This is a genomic window from Phenylobacterium sp., assembly GCF_036821595.1.
GTDB lineage: Bacteria > Pseudomonadota > Alphaproteobacteria > Caulobacterales > Caulobacteraceae > Phenylobacterium.
Genome location: NZ_DAISJG010000009.1, coordinates 87341 through 105685, shown reverse-complemented (window position 1 = coordinate 105685; position 18345 = coordinate 87341). Strand labels below are relative to the sequence as shown.

The following is an 18345-nucleotide window of genomic DNA, read 5'->3' as shown; positions in this document are numbered from 1 at the left end:
CCGCCACGGTGGCGGCGGCTGGGGTGGCGGCGGCTTCTCCGGCGGCGGCGGCTCGTTCGGCGGCGGCGGATCCTCGGGGAGCTGGTGATGGCGAAGGACCCCTTGCTCTCTCCGTCCGACCGGGCGGCCATCGAGGCGGCCGTGCGCGAGGCCGAGACCCGCACCACGGGCGAGATCTACTGCGTCGTGGCGGAGGACAGCTCCGACTATTTCGAGACCCCGCTCGCCTGGGCGGCGGGCGTCGCCCTGCTCGGGCCGGCGCTGCTGCTGCTGGGCGGCGTGCACGTCAGCGTGCCGGACCTCGGCGGCGACTGGACCGCGGCGCAGGTGGCGGAGGCCGCCGACGTGGTCGCCCGCAACACGCTCGTGGGCGCCCTGCTCCTGCAGGCGGCGCTCTTCGTGGTCACCGCCGTGCTGGTCAGCCTCGGCCCGATCCGTCGTCGACTGACGCCCCGCGGGCTGAAACGCGAGCGCGTGCGGCGCGAGGCCCAGGCGCAGTTCCTGGCCAAGAGCCTGCACGCCACCCGCGAGCGGACCGGCGTGCTGATCTACGTCTCCATGGCCGAGCACATGGCCGAGCTGATCGCCGACGAGGGCATCGCCAGCCAGGTGGAGCCGGAGGTCTGGGACCGCGCCATGGCGGCGCTGACGGCAGGGCTGAAGCGGGGCGAACCCGCGGCCGGCTTCGCGGCGGCCATCGGTCTGTGTGCGGACATCCTGGCCGAACGCTTCCCCGCCAGGCTCGGCGACAATCCCAACGAGCTGCCTGACGCGGTGGTCGTGCTGTCGGCGGACTGAGGTTTTCGTCGTCTGCGGCGAAGCAACCACAACAATTGGTGTTGTCCCCCCGCGCCGCACCGCCCAGATTGCGGGCTCCGTAGGGGGAGACCAGCTTGGCCGAGGCGCCGCACAGGCCCGAGGACGTGGCGCAGCCGTTCGACGTGGTGGCGGAAGCCCTCGCGCTCGGCATGCCCTACCGCATCCGCGTGGAGGCGGACGGCGTCACGCGGCGCTTCATCCATGTGGGGGAGAGCTGCCTCGCCCTGAACGGCGTGCCCGCCGAGGCCGTGCTGGCCAACGGGTCCGTCCTGTACGACATGATCCTTCCGGAGCACCGGGAGACCTTCGCGCGGGCCGAGGCCGAGGCGATGGCCACCCGGCGCCCGTTCTCGATCGAGATCCAGATGCGCCGCGCCGACGGCGAGGTCCGGTGGCACCGTGTCGCCTCCTATCCCCGAGTGCTGCCGGACGGAGTCGCCCTCTGGGACGGATTGCAGGCCGACATCACGGAGACCCGGCGGCTGGCCGAGGAACTGCGCGACCAGCGCCGGCGGCTGCAGATGGCGGTGGAGGCGACGGGTCTGGGCTTCTGGGAATGGGATCCCGCCGGCGACCGGGTGATCTGGTCGGAACGGAACAAGGCGCTGTTCGGTCTGCCCGCCGACGCGGGTCCGCTCGACATCTGCCGCTACATGGAGCTGGTGCACCCGGAGGACCTCCCGAAGGTGGAGGCGGTCTACCTGGCCACGGAGACCATGGAGGACGGCGGCGATTTCTCGGTGGAGCACCGCACGGCGGGCCCCGAGAGCGGCGTCCGGTGGATCCTGACGCATGGACGCGTGCTGAAGGAAAACGGCGAGACCCGGCTGGTGGTGGGCACGTCGGTCGACGTCACCGAGCGCCGGATGATGGAGGAGCGCCGCGCGCTGCTGATGGGCGAGCTCGCGCACCGGGCCAAGAACGGGCTGACGGTGATGATGGCCATCGTCGGCCAGACCGCCCGCTCGGCCCGGTCGGTGGAGGACTTCGCCGGCGTGCTGACGGCCCGGCTGGACGCCATGGCCAAGTCGCAGGACCTGGTGACCGCCACCGGCGGCGGGCCGGTACAGCTCGCCGACATGCTGGAGGTGGCGCTGACGCCCTTCGGCCTGGCCCGTTTCGAGATCGCGCCGGGGTTCGCCGGCGTGACCATCGCCGGCCAGATGGCGGCGGCGCTCGGCCTGCTGCTGCACGAGATGGCCACCAACGCCGTGAAGTACGGCGGGCTTTCCGTCCGCGAGGGCCGGGTGCGGATCGTCAGCAGCGACGCCCCGCCGGGCCGGGTCGTGCTGCACTGGTGCGAGACCGGAGGGCCACCCGTGGTCCCGCCTCCGAAGCCCGGCTTCGGCTCGCGCGTGCTGGAGACGGCGCTGACGCCGTTCGGCGGCAAGGTGGTGACGGCGTTCCGCGAGCACGGCTTCGAGGCCCGCGTGGAGTTCCCCCGCGCCGGCTAGGCTCTGCCGCTTGCCGCCGCCCCCCTGCGGGCCGTACCATCGCGTCCAAAGGGAGGAGCGCGGATGGCCTTCAAGCTCAACGTAAACGGCAAGGTCCACACGGCTGACGTGGACCCTGACACCCCGCTCCTGTGGACCCTGCGCGACACGCTGGGGATCCTGGGGCCCAAATACGGCTGCGGGGTCGCCCAGTGCGGCGCGTGCACGGTGCACATCGACGGCCAGCCGGTCCGCTCCTGCGTGACGCCGGTGTCGGCTGTGCAGGGCAAGGTCACCACCATCGAAGGCGTCGGGTCCTCGGCCGTGGGCAAGAAGGTGCAGGCCGCCTGGAGCGAGCTGGACGTGGCCCAGTGCGGCTACTGCCAGCCGGGGCAGATCATGTCGGCGACGGCCCTGCTCGTCCGCAACCCGAAGCCGAGCGACGCCGACATCGACGCGGCGATGAGCGGCAACATCTGCCGCTGCGCCACCTACACGCGCATCCGGGCGGCCATCAAGCGCGCCTCCGGCCAGAAGGAAGCCTGAGCATGACCGTCGAGCTCACCGGCGCCTCACGGCGCGAGTTCCTCACCGCGGCCAGCGCCAGCGGCCTGGTCATCTCCTTCACCGTGGCCACCAAGGCCCAGGCGCAAGGGGCGGCCCTGCAGCCGATCAACGCCTACGTGAAGGTCGCCCCCGACGGGATGGTGACCATCACCAACAAGAACCCGGAGTGCGGCCAGGGCATCAAGACCATGCTGCCCATGCTGATCGCCGAGGAGCTCGACATCCCCTGGGAGAAGGTCCGCATCGAGCAGGCGGACAACGACCCGCAGACCTACGGCCGCCAGTTCGCCGGCGGCTCCATGGCCACCCCGCTGCACTGGGAGGACCAGCGCCGCGTGGGCGCGGTGGCGCGCGCCATGCTGATCCAGGCGGCCGCCCTGGCGTGGAACTGCCCGGCCGGGGAGTGCAGCACCCAGGCGGGCGTCGTCCTGCACAAGGCCTCGAACCGCAAGGCGACCTACGGTTCGCTGGCCGGCCAGTGCGCGGGCCTCACGCCGCCGGATCCGAAGAGCCTGACGCTGAAGGATCCCAAGGACTACAAGATCATCGGCCGCGCGACGCCGCAGTACGACACGGCCAAGATCGTCACGGGCCAGCCGCTGTTCGGCATCGACGTCCAGGTCCCGGGGATGCTGTACGCCACCTACGAGAAGGCGCCGGTGTTCGGGGCCAAGGTGGCCTCCGCGGACCTCGCTGCGGCGCAGGGCGTGAAGGGCGTGAAGAAGGCCTTCGTGGTCGACGGCGGCGCGAGCCTCTCGGGCCTGCTGCCGGGCGTGGCCGTCGTGGCCGACACCTGGTGGGCGGCGAAGAAGGGCCGCGACCAGCTCAAGACCCAATGGGCCGATCACCCGACCGCCCAGCAGGGCAGCACGGGCTTCGCCAAGCGCGCCGCGGAACTGGCCGCCGGCGCGCCGCAGCGCACCGCCCGCAACGACGGCGACGTGGCCGCGGCGTTGAAGGGCGCGGCCAAGACGGTGGAGGCCGCCTACGCCTATCCGTTCCTCAGCCACGCGACGCTCGAGCCGCAGAACTGCACGGCGGCGGTGAAGGACGGCAAGGTGGAGATCTGGGCCCCGACCCAGAACCCCGAGCCCGGCCGGCAGCTCGTGGCCACCACCCTCGGTATCAAGCCCGAGGACATCACCATCCACATGATTCGCTGCGGCGGCGGCTTCGGACGCCGGCTCTCGAACGACTACATGGTCGAGGCCGCCTGGATCGCGCAGGAGACCGGGGCTCCGGTGAAGCTCCTCTGGACCCGCGAAGACGACATGCGGCACGACTTCTACCGCCCGGCCGGGTTCCACTTCCTGAAGGGCGGCGTCGACGCCCAGGGTAATGTGGTCGCCTGGCAGGACCATTTCGTGAGCTTCGGACCGGGCGGGGAGCAGTTCGCGCCGTCGGCCGGCATGGCGCCCACCGAATTCCCGGCGAGGTTCGTGCCGAACTGCCGGATCGACGTCTCGACCATGCCGCTGGGCGTGCCCACCGGGCCACTGCGGGCGCCGGGCTCGAACGCCCTGTCGTTCGTCATGCAGTCGTTCATCGACGAGCTGGCGCATGCCGCCGGCCAGGATCCGGTCGCCTTCCGCCTGAAGCTGCTGGGCGACCAGAAGATGGTCGGTGACGGCCCGTCCGGATACAACGCCGAGCGGATGCGCGGCGTGGTCCAGAAGGTGGCCGAGGTCTCCAAGTGGGGCGAGAAGCTGCCCGCCCGCACCGGCAAGGGAATCGCCTTCCACTACAGCCACCTGGGCTACTTCGCCGAGGTGATCCAGGTGCAGGTGGCCGCGGACGGCACGCCCAAGGTCCAGAAGGCCTGGGTGGCCGGGGACGTGGGCCGCCAGATCATCAACCCGCACGGCGCGGTGAATCAGGTGCAGGGCTCGGTGCTGGACGGCGTCTCCGAGGCGCTGCACCAGAAGATCACCATCGAGAACGGCCGCACCGTGGAGGGGAACTTCGACTCCTACCCGCTGATGCGGATGAACGAGTCCTTCCCGGTGGAGGTCCACTGGGTGATCACCGACTATCCGCCGACGGGCCTCGGCGAGCCGGCCCTGCCGCCGGCCATCCCGGCCCTGACCAACGCCATCTTCGCCGCCACCGGCAAGCGCGTCCGCGAACTGCCCGTCGACCCGAGCCTGCTGAAGGCCTGAGGACGACGACTCCTCCCCCAAGCCTGGGGGGAGGAGGTTATGGCTTGGCGTTCCGGCTGGCCTCGGCCCAAATGCGTCCCAACAAGTGTTTGAGGGGACGCGTCCGTGAAGAAGCTGCTGATCGCCAACCGCGGCGAGATCGCCGTCCGCATCGCGCGCACCGCGGCAGAGATGGGGATCGCGACTGCGGCGGTCTTCTCCGAGGACGACGCCGCCTCCCTGCACGTCAAGAAGGCCGACGAGGCCGTGGCGCTGAGAGGCTCGGGCCCCGCCGCCTACCTCGACATCGGCCAGGTCGTGCAGGCGGCGAAGGACGCCGGCTGCGACGCCCTCCATCCGGGCTACGGCTTCCTCTCGGAGAACGCCGCCTTCGCGCGCGCCTGCGCCGACGCGGCCCTGACCTTCGTGGGGCCGTCGCCGGAGACGCTGGAGCTGTTCGGCGACAAGGGCCGGGCCCGGGCGCTGGCGCAGCGGTGCGGCGTGCCCGTCTCTCCCGGTACGGACGGCCCCACCACGCTGGAGGCGGCCCAGGCCTACCTCGCCACCCACGGGGCGGTGATGGTCAAGGCGGTGGCCGGCGGCGGCGGACGCGGCATGCGCCCGGCGGATTCCGTGGAGGCGCTCGAGCGCGAGTGGGCGCGCTGCCAGTCCGAGGCGAAGGCGGCGTTCGGGAACGGCGACCTCTACGTGGAGCGCTTCCTGCCGCACGCCCGGCACATCGAGGTGCAGGTGGTGGGCGACGGGGCCCGCGTGGCGCACCTGTGGGACCGGGAATGCAGCCTGCAGCGTCAGCGACAGAAGGTGGTGGAGATCGCGCCGGCCGACATGCTGCCGGCCTGGCAGCGGGAGGCCCTGTTCAGCCACGCCGTGGCGCTGGCGGAGGCCGCCGGCTACCGCGGACTCGGCACCATGGAGTTCCTTATCGACGGCGACGACCTGGTCTTCATCGAGGGCAACGGCCGCCTGCAGGTGGAGCACACCGTCACCGAGGAGGTCACCGGCCTCGACCTCGTGCGGATCCAGCTCCAGATCGCCGCGGGCCGGACCCTCGCCGACCTCGAGCTGACCCAGGGCCAGGTCCCGGCGCCGCGGGGTCACGCGGTGCAGGTGCGGGTCAATCTCGAGACCATGGCCGCAGATGGCTCGGCGAAGCCCGCCGGCGGGACGCTGGCGGTCTACGAGCCGCCGTCGGGGCCGGGCGTCCGCGTCGACGGCTTCGGCTACGCCGGCTACGCGACGAGCGCCCGCTTCGACAGCCTGCTGGCCAAGCTGATCGTGCACTCGGGCGCCGGCGGCCTGTCGCGGGCGGTGGCCAAGGCCTACCGGGCGCTGGCCGAGTTCCGGGTCGAGGGGGCGCAGACCAACATCCCCTTCCTGCAGAACCTGCTGGCGCTGCCGGCCGTGGCCGCGGGCGAGGTCCACACCCGCTTCATCGAGGCGCACATGGGCGAACTCGCCCACCCGCCCGAGGCTCATCCGAAGCTCTATTTCGACGCCGCCGCGCGCGGCTCCGGCCCGGCCGCTGCCGCCCGGGAGCCGGAGGGTCCGGTGGGCGCGACGCCGCTGCGCGCGCCGCTGCAGGGGACGGTCATCGCCCTGCAGGCCGAGGTCGGGGAGAGCGTCCGCAAGGGCCAGGCCCTGCTGGTTCTCGAAGCCATGAAGATGGAGCATGTGGTCGAGGCCCAGGCCTCGGGCGTGGTCCGCCAGATCACGGTGGCGGCGGGCGACACCGTCTTCGAGGGCCATCCGGTGGTCTTCCTGGAGGAGACCGGCGGCGAGGCGGCCGGTGAGGAGGCGCAGGCCGCCATCGACCTCGACGCCATCCGCCCCGACCTCGCCGAGGTGATCGAGCGCCATCGGCTGACGCTCGACGAGGCCCGGCCTGACGCTGTCGCGCGACGGCGGCGCACCGGCCAACGGACGGCGCGGGAGAACCTCGCCGACCTGTTCGACCCCGGCAGCTTCAGCGAGGTCGGGGCCATGGCCGTGGCCGCCCAGCGCCGGCGGCGCAGCCTGGACGACCTGCGGGCCAACACGCCGGCCGACGGCATCGTGGTCGGCGTGGGCGAGGTGAACGGCGAACTGTTCGGCGAGGACAAGGCCCGCTGCGTGGGCCTGGCCTACGACTTCACCGTGCTGGCCGGCACGCAGGGCCACTTCAACCACAAGAAGACCGACCGCATCCTGGAATTCGCCGAGCACTGGAAGGCGCCGATCGTCTGGTTCACCGAGGGCGGCGGCGGACGGCCCGGCGACGTGGACGGCGGCCAGCTCTCGGCCTCGTCGCTGGACACCACCAGTTTCACCACCTTCGCCCGGCTCTCGGGGCTCGCGCCGCGCATCGCCATCAACTCCGGGCGCTGCTTCGCCGGCAACGCGGTGTTCTTCGGCTGCGCCGACGTCACCATCGCGACCCGCTATTCGAACATCGGCCTCGGAGGGCCGGCGATGATCGAGGGCGGGGGACTGGGGGTCTTCACGCCCGACGAGATCGGCCCCTCCGACGTGCTCTACGCCAACGGCGCCCTCGACCTCCTGGTGGAGGACGAGGCGGAGGCCACGGCGGCGGCGAAGCAGATCCTGGGCGTCTTCCAGGGGGCGGTCCGCGACTGGACCTGCGCCGACCAGCGCCGGCTGCGCCACCTGATCCCGGAGAACCGGGTGCGGGCCTACAACGTCCGCGAGGTGATCCGCACGCTCGCCGACGAGGGGACCTGGCTGGAGCTGCGGGGCGGCTACGGCCGCGGCATGATCACCGGCTTCCTGCGCATCGAGGGCCGGCCGCTCGGGCTGATCGCCAACGACCCGCGGCATCTCGGCGGGGCGATCGATTCCGAAGGCGCGGAGAAGGGGGCCCGCTTCCTGCAGCTCTGCGACGCCTTCGACGTGCCCGTGCTTTCGCTCTGCGACACCCCGGGCTTCATGGTCGGGCCCCATAGCGAGATGACGGCCGCGATCCGCCGGGGCTCGCGCCTGTTCGTCACCGCCACCAGCCTCTCCGTGCCGCTGTTCACCCTGGTGCTGCGCAAGGGCTACGGCCTGGGCGCCCAGGCCATGGCCGGCGGGGACTTCTCGGCCCCGGCGATGATGGCCGCCTGGCCGACCGCCGAGTTCGGGCCCATGGGCCTGGAGGGCGCGGTGCGCCTGGGCTACCGCAAGGAGCTGGAGGCGGAGGAGGATCCCGCCGCCCGGCAGGCCCTGTTCGAGAAGCTGGTCGGCAGGATGTACGAGAACGGCAAGGCGCTGTCGGTGGCCTCGGTGGTGGAGATCGACGCCGTCATCGACCCGGCCGAGACCCGCGCCTGGCTGGTGCGCGGGCTAAAGGCCTGTCCCGTCCCGCCGAAGCCGCCGGGCAAGAAGCGGCCGTTCGTCGACGTATGGTGAGGCCGCGCGCGCCGCTGACCTAAGGTCACCATTGCCCCGGGGGCCGGGTCCGATACCGTCGTTCGCAACGACAAGACGGTCTCGGGAGGAACGTCGTGGCGGTGGCGGATGGCGTGGCCGGGCTCACCGGCGCGGGGGCTGCGGCGCAGCCGGTCCTGGCGAAGCCGGGGGCCGGCGTGAAGCTGGCCTACAGCTTCGGGCAGGTGGTCGAGAGCGGCTACCTGACGGTCAATACCTTCGTGTTCTTCTACTACACGGCGGTGCTGGGCCTCTCCGGAAGCCTGGTCGGCCTGGCCGTCGCGGTCAGCATGATCCTCGACGCCGCCTTCGACCCGCTGATCGGCTCGTGGTCGGACAGCGTCCGGTCGCGGTTCGGCCGGCGGCTGCCGGTGATGCTGGTCGGCGCGCCGCTCACCATGGTGACCATGGGGCTGTGGTTCAGTCCGCCCGCGGGCCTGTCGGTCTTCGCCCTGTTCCTCTGGCTGACCCTGACCAAGATGGCGGTCCGAGCCTTCGCCTCGATGTACAACATTCCCTACTTCGCCCTGGGGGCGGAGTTGTCGGACGACTACGTGGACCGTTCGCGGATCGTCGCCTGGCGGCTGCTGGCGGGCATCGTCACCAGCGTCACCGTCACCGCGCTCGCCTATTCGGTGTTCTTCGCCGGCGAGGGCGGGCTGCAGCGGCCCGAGCGATACCCCCAGTTCGGCTGGACGATCGCGGCGGTGGTCCTGGCGGGGGCCCTGATCTGCTGCGCGGGGGTCTGGCGCTACGCCGTGGCCCTGCCCCAACCGCAAGGCCGGCCGGAGACGATGGGACGCCGAATCGTCGGCGAGGTCCTGGAGATCTTCCGCAATCCCTCGTTCCGGATCCTGTTCTTCTCGCTCCTGCTGTTCTCCAGCGCGGCCGGCATCCACCAGGCGCTGAACAACCACGCCAACGTCTTCGTGTGGCGGCTGCGGCCCGAGGTGATGCAGGTGCTGTCCTACGCCTACCTGTTCGGAATCCTGCTGGGCGTGCCGCTGACGCCCTTCCTGCTGCGGTTCATGGAGAAGCGGAGCGCCGCGGCTCTGGGCTTCGTGATGGTGATGGCCGGCTGGACCGTGCTGCCGGTCCTGCGCGCCTCGGGCGCGGTCGCGCCGGTGGGCGAGGCCGCCCTGCCCTGGCTGGTCCCGAACAACCTGCTCGTCGGCCTGGGCTCCGGGATCATCTTCATCGCCTTCCCGGCGATGATGGCCGACGCCGCCGACGAGCATGAGCACCGGTTCGAGGCCCGGCGCGAGGGGCTCTACTTCTCGGGCATCGGCTTCGCCGGCAAGGCGGCGGCCGGGATGGGCTCGCTGATCGGCGGCCTGACCCTCGACATCCTGCGCTTCCCCCGCGAGGCAGGGCGGCAGGTCGATGCGGTGGTCTCCGAGGACGTGCTGGCCGGCCTGATCCTCGGCTGGGGACCGTTGTCAGCCGTGTTCTGCCTGGTCGGCGCCGTGCTCTTCATCCCCTACGCGATCACCCGCGCCCGCCACGCGGAGATCATCGACGACCTCAGGATCCGCCGCGCCCGGCCCGGCTAGTGCGGGATGTAGGTGCGCAGCACGTCCTCGATGATGCGCTCCAGGCCCTCGAGCGTGTTGCAGGTCTTGGCCACGTGGCAGTAGCGGGCGTAGCGGTCCATGACGCTGTCGCCCTGGCCCCAGTAGCTTTCGGGCTCGGGGTTCAGCCAGATCACCGCGCGGCTGCGCTGGTGGATCAGATTCATCAGGTCGAGCCGCGGATCGGCGAAGTTGGAGCGGCCGTCGCCCAGGAAGATCACCGTGGTGTGGCGGTCCAGCCGGTCGATGTGCTGGTCGCAGAAGTCCTCCAGGGCCTTGCCGTAGTCCGTCTGCTGGAAGCCGATGGTCTGCAGGACCTTGAGGATCGCCTGTTCGACGGCGTGGTCGTCCAGGATTTCGCCCACCGGGATCAGCCGGCCCGAGAAGGCGAAGGCGTCCAGCCGGTCGACCACTTCGTTCAGGGAATAGAGGAAGGTCAGCAGGAACTGGGCGGCCGCGGCCACCGACTTGGAGACGTCGCAGATCGCCACGATCGACGGCTTGTCGACCTTGTGGCTCTTCCAGACGATGTCGAAGGGGACCCCGCCGTAGCCCATGGAGCGGCGCAGGGTCTTGCGGACGTCCAGGTGGCCGCGCATCGCCTTGTGGCGGCGGCGCGAATAGCGGTCGGCGAGCCGCTTGGCCATCTTGCGCACCAGCTGCTGCATGATGGCGAGGTCGACGGGGTCGATCCCGCCCTCGGCGTTCAGCGCCTTGCGGGCCAGCATCTCCTCGCGCAGCTGGCGGCCGGAGCCGGCGGCGTAGAGTTCGTGCTGGCGCTCCACGTACTTCTGCGCCTCGGCCACCAGGGCGCGGCGGCCGGCATCCAGACGGTCGGCGAGGCCCTGCTGCTCCGGGAACCGGCGGGCGCCTGCGATGATCTTCTCGATCTCGGCCAGGCCCATCTCATCCAGCATGCGGCGGGTGAGGCGGCTGCGCTGGGTGGAGAGCCGGATCTCGGCGACGCCGGCCCGGCGGGCGGCCTCCTCCATCTGCTGCTGCACCGCCGCGGCGTCGCCCTCCAGCAGGGCCTGGGCCAGCGGTGACTCGGAGACCTCCGCCGGCCGCGGTTCGCCGTCCGCCTGGCCGCCCTCCGGCGGCGGGGGCGGCAGGTCCAGGGCCTGGCGGGCGAAGAAGGTCTCGAAGGTGCGGTCGAAGGCGACGACCTCGGCCTCCGACTTCGCGAGGGTGGCGCACAGCGCGTCCTTGAACAGCTCCCGGTCGGCGTACCCCACGGTCTCCACCGTGCGCGCCGCGTCGATCGCCTCGGCCGGGGAAACCCGGACATCGGCGGCCCGCAGGGCGCGGAGGAAGTCCTGGAGGGTGTGCTGCATCAAGACCCGCTCATCCCCGCGGAAGCGGGGATCCGGGCTTGTTTCTTTGCGGAGCGGACCATGGGCATGGGCGGTGCTATTCGAATCTCGGAAACACAAAACACCTGGGTCCCCGCTTTCGCGGGGATGAGCGGAGGGTGGCGTTCACCGCCGAGCCAGCAGCTCGACGATCTGGGGCTCCACCTGGGCTATGTCCTGCTCGAACTTCAGGATCACATTGAGCGTGTCCTTGACCATGGCCGGGTCGAGGCTGTCGGCGTGCAGCAGGATCAGCGCGCGGGCCCAGTCGACGGTCTCGGAGATCGACGGCGCCTTGCGAAGGTCGAGCGTGCGCAGCGACTGGACGAAGGCGACCAGGTCGTGGGCCAGACGACCCTCGATGCCCGGCACGCGGCTGAGCACGATCCGCTCCTCCAGCGCCGGTTCCGGCAGGGGTATGTGCAGGTGGAGGCAACGGCGCTTCAGGGCGTCGCCCAGGTCGCGCACGTTGTTGGACGTCAGGAACACCAGCGGCGGGACCCTGGCCTTGATCACGCCCAGTTCGGGCACCGAGACCTGGTAGGCCGAGAGCACCTCCAGCAGGAAGGCCTCGAAGGCCTCGTCGGACTTGTCGATCTCGTCGATGAGCAGGACGCAGCCGCCGTCCTGCTTCAGGGCCTGCATCAGCGGCCGGGGCTCCAGGAACGGCTCGGAGAAGAACAGGTCGCCCATGCCGTGCAGCCGGTCCATGGCCGCGTCCATGGTGGGCGCGTCGGCCAGGCTCTCGCCCATGCGGTCCTTCAGGATCTGGGTGTAGAGCAACTGCTTGCCGTACTTCCACTCGTAGAGCGCCTTGGACTCGTCGAGGCCCTCGTAGCACTGCATGCGGATCAGCGGGTGGCCGAGCAGGGCGGCGGTGGAGAGCGCCAGCTCCGTCTTGCCGACGCCGGCCGAGCCTTCCACCAGAATCGGCTTCTGCAGGTTCACGGCCATGAACAGGGCGGTCGCGATACGTCGGGAGGCGATGTAGCCGACCGAGGCCAGGCCCTCGACGAGCGAGTCGACGGAGGCGAGGGGATCGGTCGCCGGCTTCGCAGCCGCCGGGGTCGCCAATGGGGAAATCGTCAAAGTTACGGGCTTTCGAAAAGGGGCAGTCGGAAAGGCCCGATTGTGCCCGTCCGCCGGCCGCAGGGCAAACACCTCGGAAGAACAGGGTTTACGGCCGGTTCACAACCTACGGTCAAGCTCGGCGCATTGTGGACCCTGTGGCTGTGAGCCTCGACTGGCGATGATCCTGCAGCGGCTGAGCCGGCGGCTGGCGGCGCTCTACGCCGTCCTGTTCGGCGCGGGCCTTTTTCTCGCCGCCCTGGGCCTGTTTTCCGTTCACCTGACCATGGTCCCGGAGGCGGTCGGCGGCGCGCCGCTGGTGGTGGCGGGAGCGCTCCTGGGACTGGCGGGCGCCGCCGCGGTCGGCTTCGGTTGCTGGGCGACCCTGGGCGGGGTCGCCCGACGTGCTGCCGACCTGGAAGAGGCCGTGCGGCGGCTGGAGCGCGGCGAACTCGCCTCGCTGGCGCCCGTCCGCCACGACGCCCTGGACGGCCTGGTGGACAGCTTCAACGCCATGGCCGCGGCAGTGGCGGAGCGCGAGCGGCGGATCACGCACCTGGCCCTGCACGACGACGAGAGCGGCCTGCCCAACCGGCTGGCGCTGGAGCGGGTGGTGCACGGTCTCGCCGACCGGCCGCACGGGCAGGTCTATGTGGCGGCCTTGGGCGTCCATCGGTTCGACCAGCTGCGGGGCGCGATCGGCTACGGCCAGGCCGCGCGCGCGGTGCGGGCGCTGGGACGGCGGCTGGCGGGGCTGACATCGGCCTCGGGCGTCTCCCGGCTCGCTCCCGACGTCCTGGGCTTCACCCTGGTGGCGCAAGGTCCTGACGCGGCGCTGGACGACGCACGCCGGCTGCTGACGGAGCTGGAGCAGCCGCTGGGCCTCGGCGGGCGCGACGCCGTGGAGCTGCCGTTGCACCTGGGGCTGGCGCCCCTGGATCCCACCGTGGACGCCGACGCCAACATCGCGCAGGCCGGCATCGCACTGGATCAGGCCCGCGGGCTCCGCCGCGCGGTGGCGTTCTTCGACGCCGAGGCCTACGGCGACCCGGCGGCCAACCTGTCGCTGATGTCGGCGCTGGCGAAGGCGCTGGAGGACGGCGGCGTGGAGCTGCACTACCAGCCCAAGTTCGACCTGCGGCAGCGGCGGGTGACAGGGGTGGAGGCGCTGGCGCGCTGGCGCCATCCGGTGCGCGGGCTGCTCCACGCCGACCGCTTCGTGCCCATGGCCGAGGAGACCGGCCATATCCGCAGCCTCACCGCCTGGGCGCTGCGCCGGGCGATCGCAGACCAGAGGACCCTGGCCGCCGCCGGCCACCCGGTGGAGATGGCGCTCAACATCTCCGCCCGCACCCTGGCGGAACGGGACTTCGCCGACTTCGCGCTGGCCGAGGCCAGTGCGGCGCGGGGGCGGCTGACCTTCGAGGTGACCGAGGCGGCGGTCATCGAGAACCCCGACCTGGCGCTGGCCGCGTTCGACCGCTTCACCGCAGCCGGCCTCGGCCTCGCGCTCGACGACTTCGGCGCGGGCCTGTCGTCGCTCGGCCACCTGAAGGCGATCCGGGCCCACGAGCTGAAGATCGACAGGTCGGTCGTGCGCGGCCTTGCCGAGCGGCAGCGCGACGCCCTGATCGTGCGTTCCGCCATCGACCTGGCGCATGGCCTGGGCATGAAGGTGACCGCTCAGGGCGTGGAGACCGAAGCCTGCTTCGCCCGGTTGTCGGCCATGGGCTGCGACCAGGCGCAGGGCAACCTGCTCGGCCGACCCATGCCGCTCGGCGATCTGCTGACCTTCCTCGAGGCGCCGCTCGGCGAGGACAGGCGCCGCGCCTGACGCGCGCGGCGCCCTCCGGTCAGACGTCGAACTTCACGCCCTGGGCCAGCGGCAGGGTGCGGCCGTAGTTCAGCGTGTTGGTGGCCCGGCGCATGTAGGCCTTCCAGGAATCGGAGCCCGCCTCGCGGCCGCCGCCGGTCTCCTTCTCGCCGCCGAACGCCCCGCCGATCTCGGCGCCCGAGGGGCCGATGTTGACGTTGGCGATACCGCAGTCCGAGCCGGCCGCGGAGATGAACAGCTCGGCCTCGCGCATGTCGTTGGTGAAGATCGAGGACGACAGGCCCTGGGGCACGTCGTTCTGCAGGCGAATAGCCTCCGCCAGGTCCCTGTACTTCATGACGTAGAGGATCGGCGCGAAGGTCTCGCGGCGGACCACGTCGGCCTGCTCGGGCATCTCCACGAGCGCGGGGCGCACGTAGGCCGCGTCCGGGCAGCCCGGGACCTCGACGGCCTCGCCGCCATGGACCCGACCGCCGGCGGCGATGGCGTCGTTGATCGCCTGCACCATCTGCGAGCGCGAGCCCTGGTCGATCAGCGGGCCCACCAGGGTCCCCTCGTCTCGGGGGTCGCCCACCGGCACGGAGGCGTAGGCCGCCTTCAGCCGCGGCAGGAAGGCGTCGTAGTGGCTCTCGTGGATGAACAGGCGCCGCAGGGTGGTGCAGCGCTGGCCGGCGGTGCCCATGGCGGCGAAGGCGATGCCGCGCAGCGCCAGGTCCAGATCGGCGCTCGGGGCCACGATGGCGGCATTGTTGCCTCCGAGCTCGAGTAGGGCGCGGGCGAAGCGGTGGGCGAGGCGCGGGCCGACGGCGCGGCCCATGGCGGTGGAGCCCGTGGCGGAGACCAGCGGGACCTTGCGGTGGTCCACCAGCCGCTCGCCCACGTCCCGGCCGCCGATCACCACGGCCGACAGGTTGGCCGGCGCGTCGCCGAACTTCGCCACGGCGCGCTCGAACAGGGCCTGCACGGCGAGCGCGGTGAGCGGGGTCTTCTCGGACGGCTTCCAGACGCAGGCGTCGCCGCAGACCAGCGCCAGCGCCGAGTTCCACGACCACACGGCCACGGGGAAGTTGAAGGCCGAGATGATCCCCACCACGCCCAGCGGATGCCAGGTTTCCATCATCCGGTGGTCCGGACGCTCGGTGGCGATGGCCAGGCCGAACAGCTGGCGGGAGAGGCCGACGGCGTAGTCGCAGATGTCGATCATCTCCTGCACCTCGCCGTTCGCCTCGGAGACGACCTTGCCGGCTTCCAGGGTGACGAGGCGGGCGAGGTCGGCCTTGGCGGCGCGCAGCTCCTCGCCGAGCAGGCGGACGAGCTCGCCGCGGCGCGGGGCCGGGACCACGCGCCAGGCGAGGAAGGCCTGGTGGGCGGCCTCGACGGCGGCGTCCACCTGGGCGGGCGTGTTGTCGTGCACCTGGGCGATGACCTCGCCGGTGACGGGGGAGCGGACCGGGCGGTCGCCGCCGGTCCACTTCGCGGCGGGGACGCCGAGGCGTTCGAGCACCTGGGCGGCGTCGGCGGCGGCGGACGTGATCTTGGACTGGACGGTCATGCGGACTTACTCGGCGGCGGCGCGAAAGGTGATCTGGTCTTCGGGGGCATAGAACCGCCCGAAGCGGTTGGCCAGGAAGTCGTCCAGCGGGATGTCCTCCTGCCGGATGAAGCCCTGCTGCGGCAGCTTGCCGTCGGCCAGCATGTCCAGCACGGCGCAGATGGCGCCCGCGGTGGTGATCTGGATGGCGCTCTTCAGGTGGCCGCCGACCATCTGGGCATAGATCCGGTTGACGTAGGTTTCCTGCATCAGTCGGCCGTCCTTCATCCCCGAGACGGTGACGAAGACGATGACCACGTCCTGCAGGGTGGCCGGGACGGAGTTCTCCAGGATGTCCTTGAGCACGTCGCGGCGGTTGCGCAGGTTCAGGTCGTTGAGCAGGGCCTTCATGATGGCCGCGTGACCGGGATAGCGGATGGTCTTGTAGTTGAGGTTGCGGACGCGGCCGTCGAGGGTGGCGCACAGGGTGCCCAGGCCGCCGGAAGTGTTGAACGCCTCGTAGGTGACGCCGTCGAGGGCGAATTCCTCGCACTCCTCCATGGCCGGCACTTCGCGCAGCTTGCCGTTCACCACGGCCTCGCAGGGCTCGCAGTACTCGTTGATCACCCCGTCGGTGGACCAGGTGAGGTTGTAGTTCAGCGCGTTGGACGGATAGCGCGGCAGGGCGCCGACCCGCAGACGGACGTCGTGCAGCTCGTCGAAGTGCTTGCAGAGGTCCCACGCGGCGATGGTGATGAAGCCGGGCGCGAGGCCGCACTGCGGGATGAAGGCGGTGCCGGAGGTCTGGGCCAGCTCGCGGGTGACGCGGGACGAGGCCACGTCCTCGGTCAGGTCCAGATAGTGGGCGCCGGCCGCGGCGGCGGCGCGGGCCACGGTCACGGTCAGGTGGTACGGCGCGCAGTTGACCACGGCGAAGCGGCCCTTCAGCGCCTGGGCGAGGGCGTCCACGTCGTCGATGGCCATGGCGGCGGTCTCGACGCCGCTCCGCGGCTGCAGCGCCTTCAGCGCCTCGGCCGACTGGTCGATCACCAGCACCTCGTAGGCGCCGGAGCCCACCAGCAGGTCGACGACCGTCGAGCCGATCTTGCCCGCCCCGACCACAGCCACCTTGCGCATCGCATGCCTCCCGGAGAAATCCAGCCTCCAGGGTCCGTCACGGCGCAGCCGGTATCAATTGACGCTTCGGCGCTTTGTTTAGGTATTCTGGGCGAGTCGACGAACCCCGGCGGCGGAGTGACGATGGACGATCTGGACGAGCACCTCCTGGCCCGGCTGCGTGAGAACGCCCGCGCGCCGGTCGCCGAGCTGGCCCGGGCGCTGGGCCTGTCGCGGACCACGGTGCAGAGCCGGCTGGCCAGGCTGGAGCGGTCCGGGGTGATCGCCGGCTACGCGGTGCGCCTCTCCGAGCGCCACGAAGCAGCGCGGGTGCACGCCTTCATCATGCTCACCGTCGAGCCGAAGCAGGCCTCGTCGGTCACCGCGGCCCTCAGGAAGATGCCGGGCGTGCGGCGCCTGCAGTCGGTGAGCGGCCCCTTCGACATGGTCGCCACGGTGGACGCCCCCAGCGTCGCGGAGATGGACGCCCTGATCGACGAGATCGGCGGGCTGCCCGGCGTGGAGCGGACCAACTCCTCGATCGTGCTCTCGACGAAGTTCGACCGCTGACTCCTCAGCGGCGCTCGCGCAGGCGGTTGTGGATGTCGGTGGCGGCGGTGGCCGCCTCGCCCTGAGCCGTGGAGATCTGGTTGAGCCCGCGCACCACGTCGCCCGCCGCATAGAGGCCGGGGACCGAGGTCTCCTGGTGGTCGTTCACGATCAGCCTGCCGCTGTCGTCCAGCTTCGCGCCCGCCTCGACCGCCAGCTGCACGCGCGGCGTCACGCCGAGCGCGGAATAGACCACGTCGAACTTCCGGGGCTCGCCCGCACCGAAGTCGAAGGCGGTGATCTTGCGCTTCTCGATGACCACGCCCTGGATGGCGCTGTCGATGACCTCCACGCCGGCCGCCGTCAGGTCCCGGCGCAGGGCGGGATCGGGTGGCTCGAGGCCCACGTGGATGAAGGTGACGTCGTCGGAATAGGTGGCGCGGATGAAGATCGCCTCGCGGGCGCAGTGGTCGTCGCGGCCGATCACGCCCACCTTCTGGCCGATCACCTCGTAGCCGTCGCAGATCGGGCAGATGCGCACCAGCCCCTTGGCGACCCCGTCCTCCAGCCCCGGGATGTCGGGGGCGTTGTCGATCACCCCGGTCGCCAGGATCACGGCGCGGGCCCGCAGGGTTTCGGCCCCCGTGGCGATCTCGAAGCCGTCCTCGATCCGGGTGAGCTGTTCGACCCGGCCGGAGTCGATGCGCGCGCCGTAGGTCTCCGCCTGCCGGCGCATCCGCGCCAGCAGGGTCCTCCCGCGCACGCCGTCGGGGAAGCCCGGGTGGTTGTGGCTGCGCGGGATCCAGGCCGCGCGGCTGGAGCCGGATTCGATCACCCGGAAGTCCCGACGGAAACGGGCCAGGTAGATGGCCGCGGTGAGGCCCGCGGGGCCCGCGCCGATCACCAGGCAGTCCAGCATCCGCATCCTCCCCGGTCTCAACCCG

The 18345-nt window shown here is 71.4% G+C and carries 13 protein-coding genes; 8 read left to right on the top strand and 5 right to left on the bottom strand.

Going from position 1 to position 18345, the window contains the following annotated elements:
- The 6 genes from V7Z97_RS07420 to V7Z97_RS07395 form a co-directional block, all read left to right on the top strand.
- Window positions 1-798, top strand: a 798-nt coding sequence (locus V7Z97_RS07420) for a TPM domain-containing protein (RefSeq protein WP_334162482.1), incomplete at its 5' end; no start/stop codon positions are given.
- A 95-nt stretch (window positions 799-893) separates the two neighbouring features.
- A complete protein-coding gene (locus V7Z97_RS07415) occupies window positions 894-2273 on the top strand; it encodes a sensor histidine kinase (RefSeq protein ID WP_334162479.1) in 1380 nt (459 codons plus the stop codon).
- Window positions 2274-2336: 63 nt separating this feature from the next.
- A complete protein-coding gene (locus V7Z97_RS07410) occupies window positions 2337-2798 on the top strand; it encodes a (2Fe-2S)-binding protein (RefSeq protein WP_334162477.1) in 462 nt (153 codons plus the stop codon).
- A 2-nt stretch (window positions 2799-2800) separates the two neighbouring features.
- Complete coding sequence (locus tag V7Z97_RS07405; protein ID WP_334162475.1) at window positions 2801-4978, top strand: xanthine dehydrogenase family protein molybdopterin-binding subunit; 2178 nt, start codon at window positions 2801-2803, stop codon at window positions 4976-4978.
- A 105-nt stretch (window positions 4979-5083) separates the two neighbouring features.
- A complete protein-coding gene (locus V7Z97_RS07400) occupies window positions 5084-8362 on the top strand; it encodes a carboxyl transferase domain-containing protein (RefSeq protein WP_334162473.1) in 3279 nt (1092 codons plus the stop codon).
- Between the two features lie 95 nt (window positions 8363-8457).
- Window positions 8458-9933: an MFS transporter gene (locus V7Z97_RS07395; protein ID WP_334162472.1), complete on the top strand. Its 1476-nt coding sequence runs from the start codon at window positions 8458-8460 to the stop codon at window positions 9931-9933.
- Here V7Z97_RS07395 and V7Z97_RS07390 read toward each other — a convergent pair.
- Both V7Z97_RS07390 and V7Z97_RS07385 read right to left on the bottom strand, forming a co-directional pair.
- Complete coding sequence (locus V7Z97_RS07390) at window positions 9930-11285, bottom strand: vWA domain-containing protein (RefSeq protein WP_334162470.1); 1356 nt, start codon at window positions 11283-11285, stop codon at window positions 9930-9932. The genes V7Z97_RS07395 and V7Z97_RS07390 overlap by 4 nt on opposite strands.
- Window positions 11286-11429: 144 nt before the next feature.
- Complete coding sequence (locus V7Z97_RS07385) at window positions 11430-12377, bottom strand: AAA family ATPase (protein ID WP_334162468.1); 948 nt, start codon at window positions 12375-12377, stop codon at window positions 11430-11432.
- Window positions 12378-12552: 175 nt separating this feature from the next.
- Between V7Z97_RS07385 and V7Z97_RS07380 the strand changes: the two genes are divergently transcribed.
- Window positions 12553-14205 carry a putative bifunctional diguanylate cyclase/phosphodiesterase gene (locus tag V7Z97_RS07380; protein WP_334162467.1) on the top strand — a complete coding sequence of 551 codons (1653 nt, stop codon included), beginning with the start codon at window positions 12553-12555 and terminating at the stop codon, window positions 14203-14205.
- 19 nt (window positions 14206-14224) lie between these two features.
- Here V7Z97_RS07380 and amaB read toward each other — a convergent pair whose 3' ends face one another.
- On the bottom strand, window positions 14225-15757 hold the full coding sequence (gene amaB / locus V7Z97_RS07375) for an L-piperidine-6-carboxylate dehydrogenase (protein ID WP_334162466.1): 1533 nt from the start codon (window positions 15755-15757) through the stop codon (window positions 14225-14227).
- Window positions 15758-15763: 6 nt separating this feature from the next.
- Entirely contained in the window at window positions 15764-16873 is a 1110-nt protein-coding gene (locus V7Z97_RS07370) for a saccharopine dehydrogenase family protein (protein WP_334162464.1), read from the bottom strand.
- A gap of 123 nt (window positions 16874-16996) precedes the next feature.
- Here V7Z97_RS07370 and V7Z97_RS07365 point away from each other — a divergent pair, with 123 nt between their 5' ends.
- Window positions 16997-17422 carry an Lrp/AsnC family transcriptional regulator gene (locus tag V7Z97_RS07365; RefSeq protein WP_334162463.1) on the top strand — a complete coding sequence of 142 codons (426 nt, stop codon included), beginning with the start codon at window positions 16997-16999 and terminating at the stop codon, window positions 17420-17422.
- A gap of 4 nt (window positions 17423-17426) precedes the next feature.
- Here V7Z97_RS07365 and V7Z97_RS07360 read toward each other — a convergent pair whose 3' ends face one another.
- Window positions 17427-18320, bottom strand: coding sequence for an NAD(P)/FAD-dependent oxidoreductase (locus V7Z97_RS07360; protein WP_334162462.1), 894 nt, complete (start codon window positions 18318-18320; stop codon window positions 17427-17429).
- Window positions 18321-18345 lie beyond the last annotated feature (25 nt).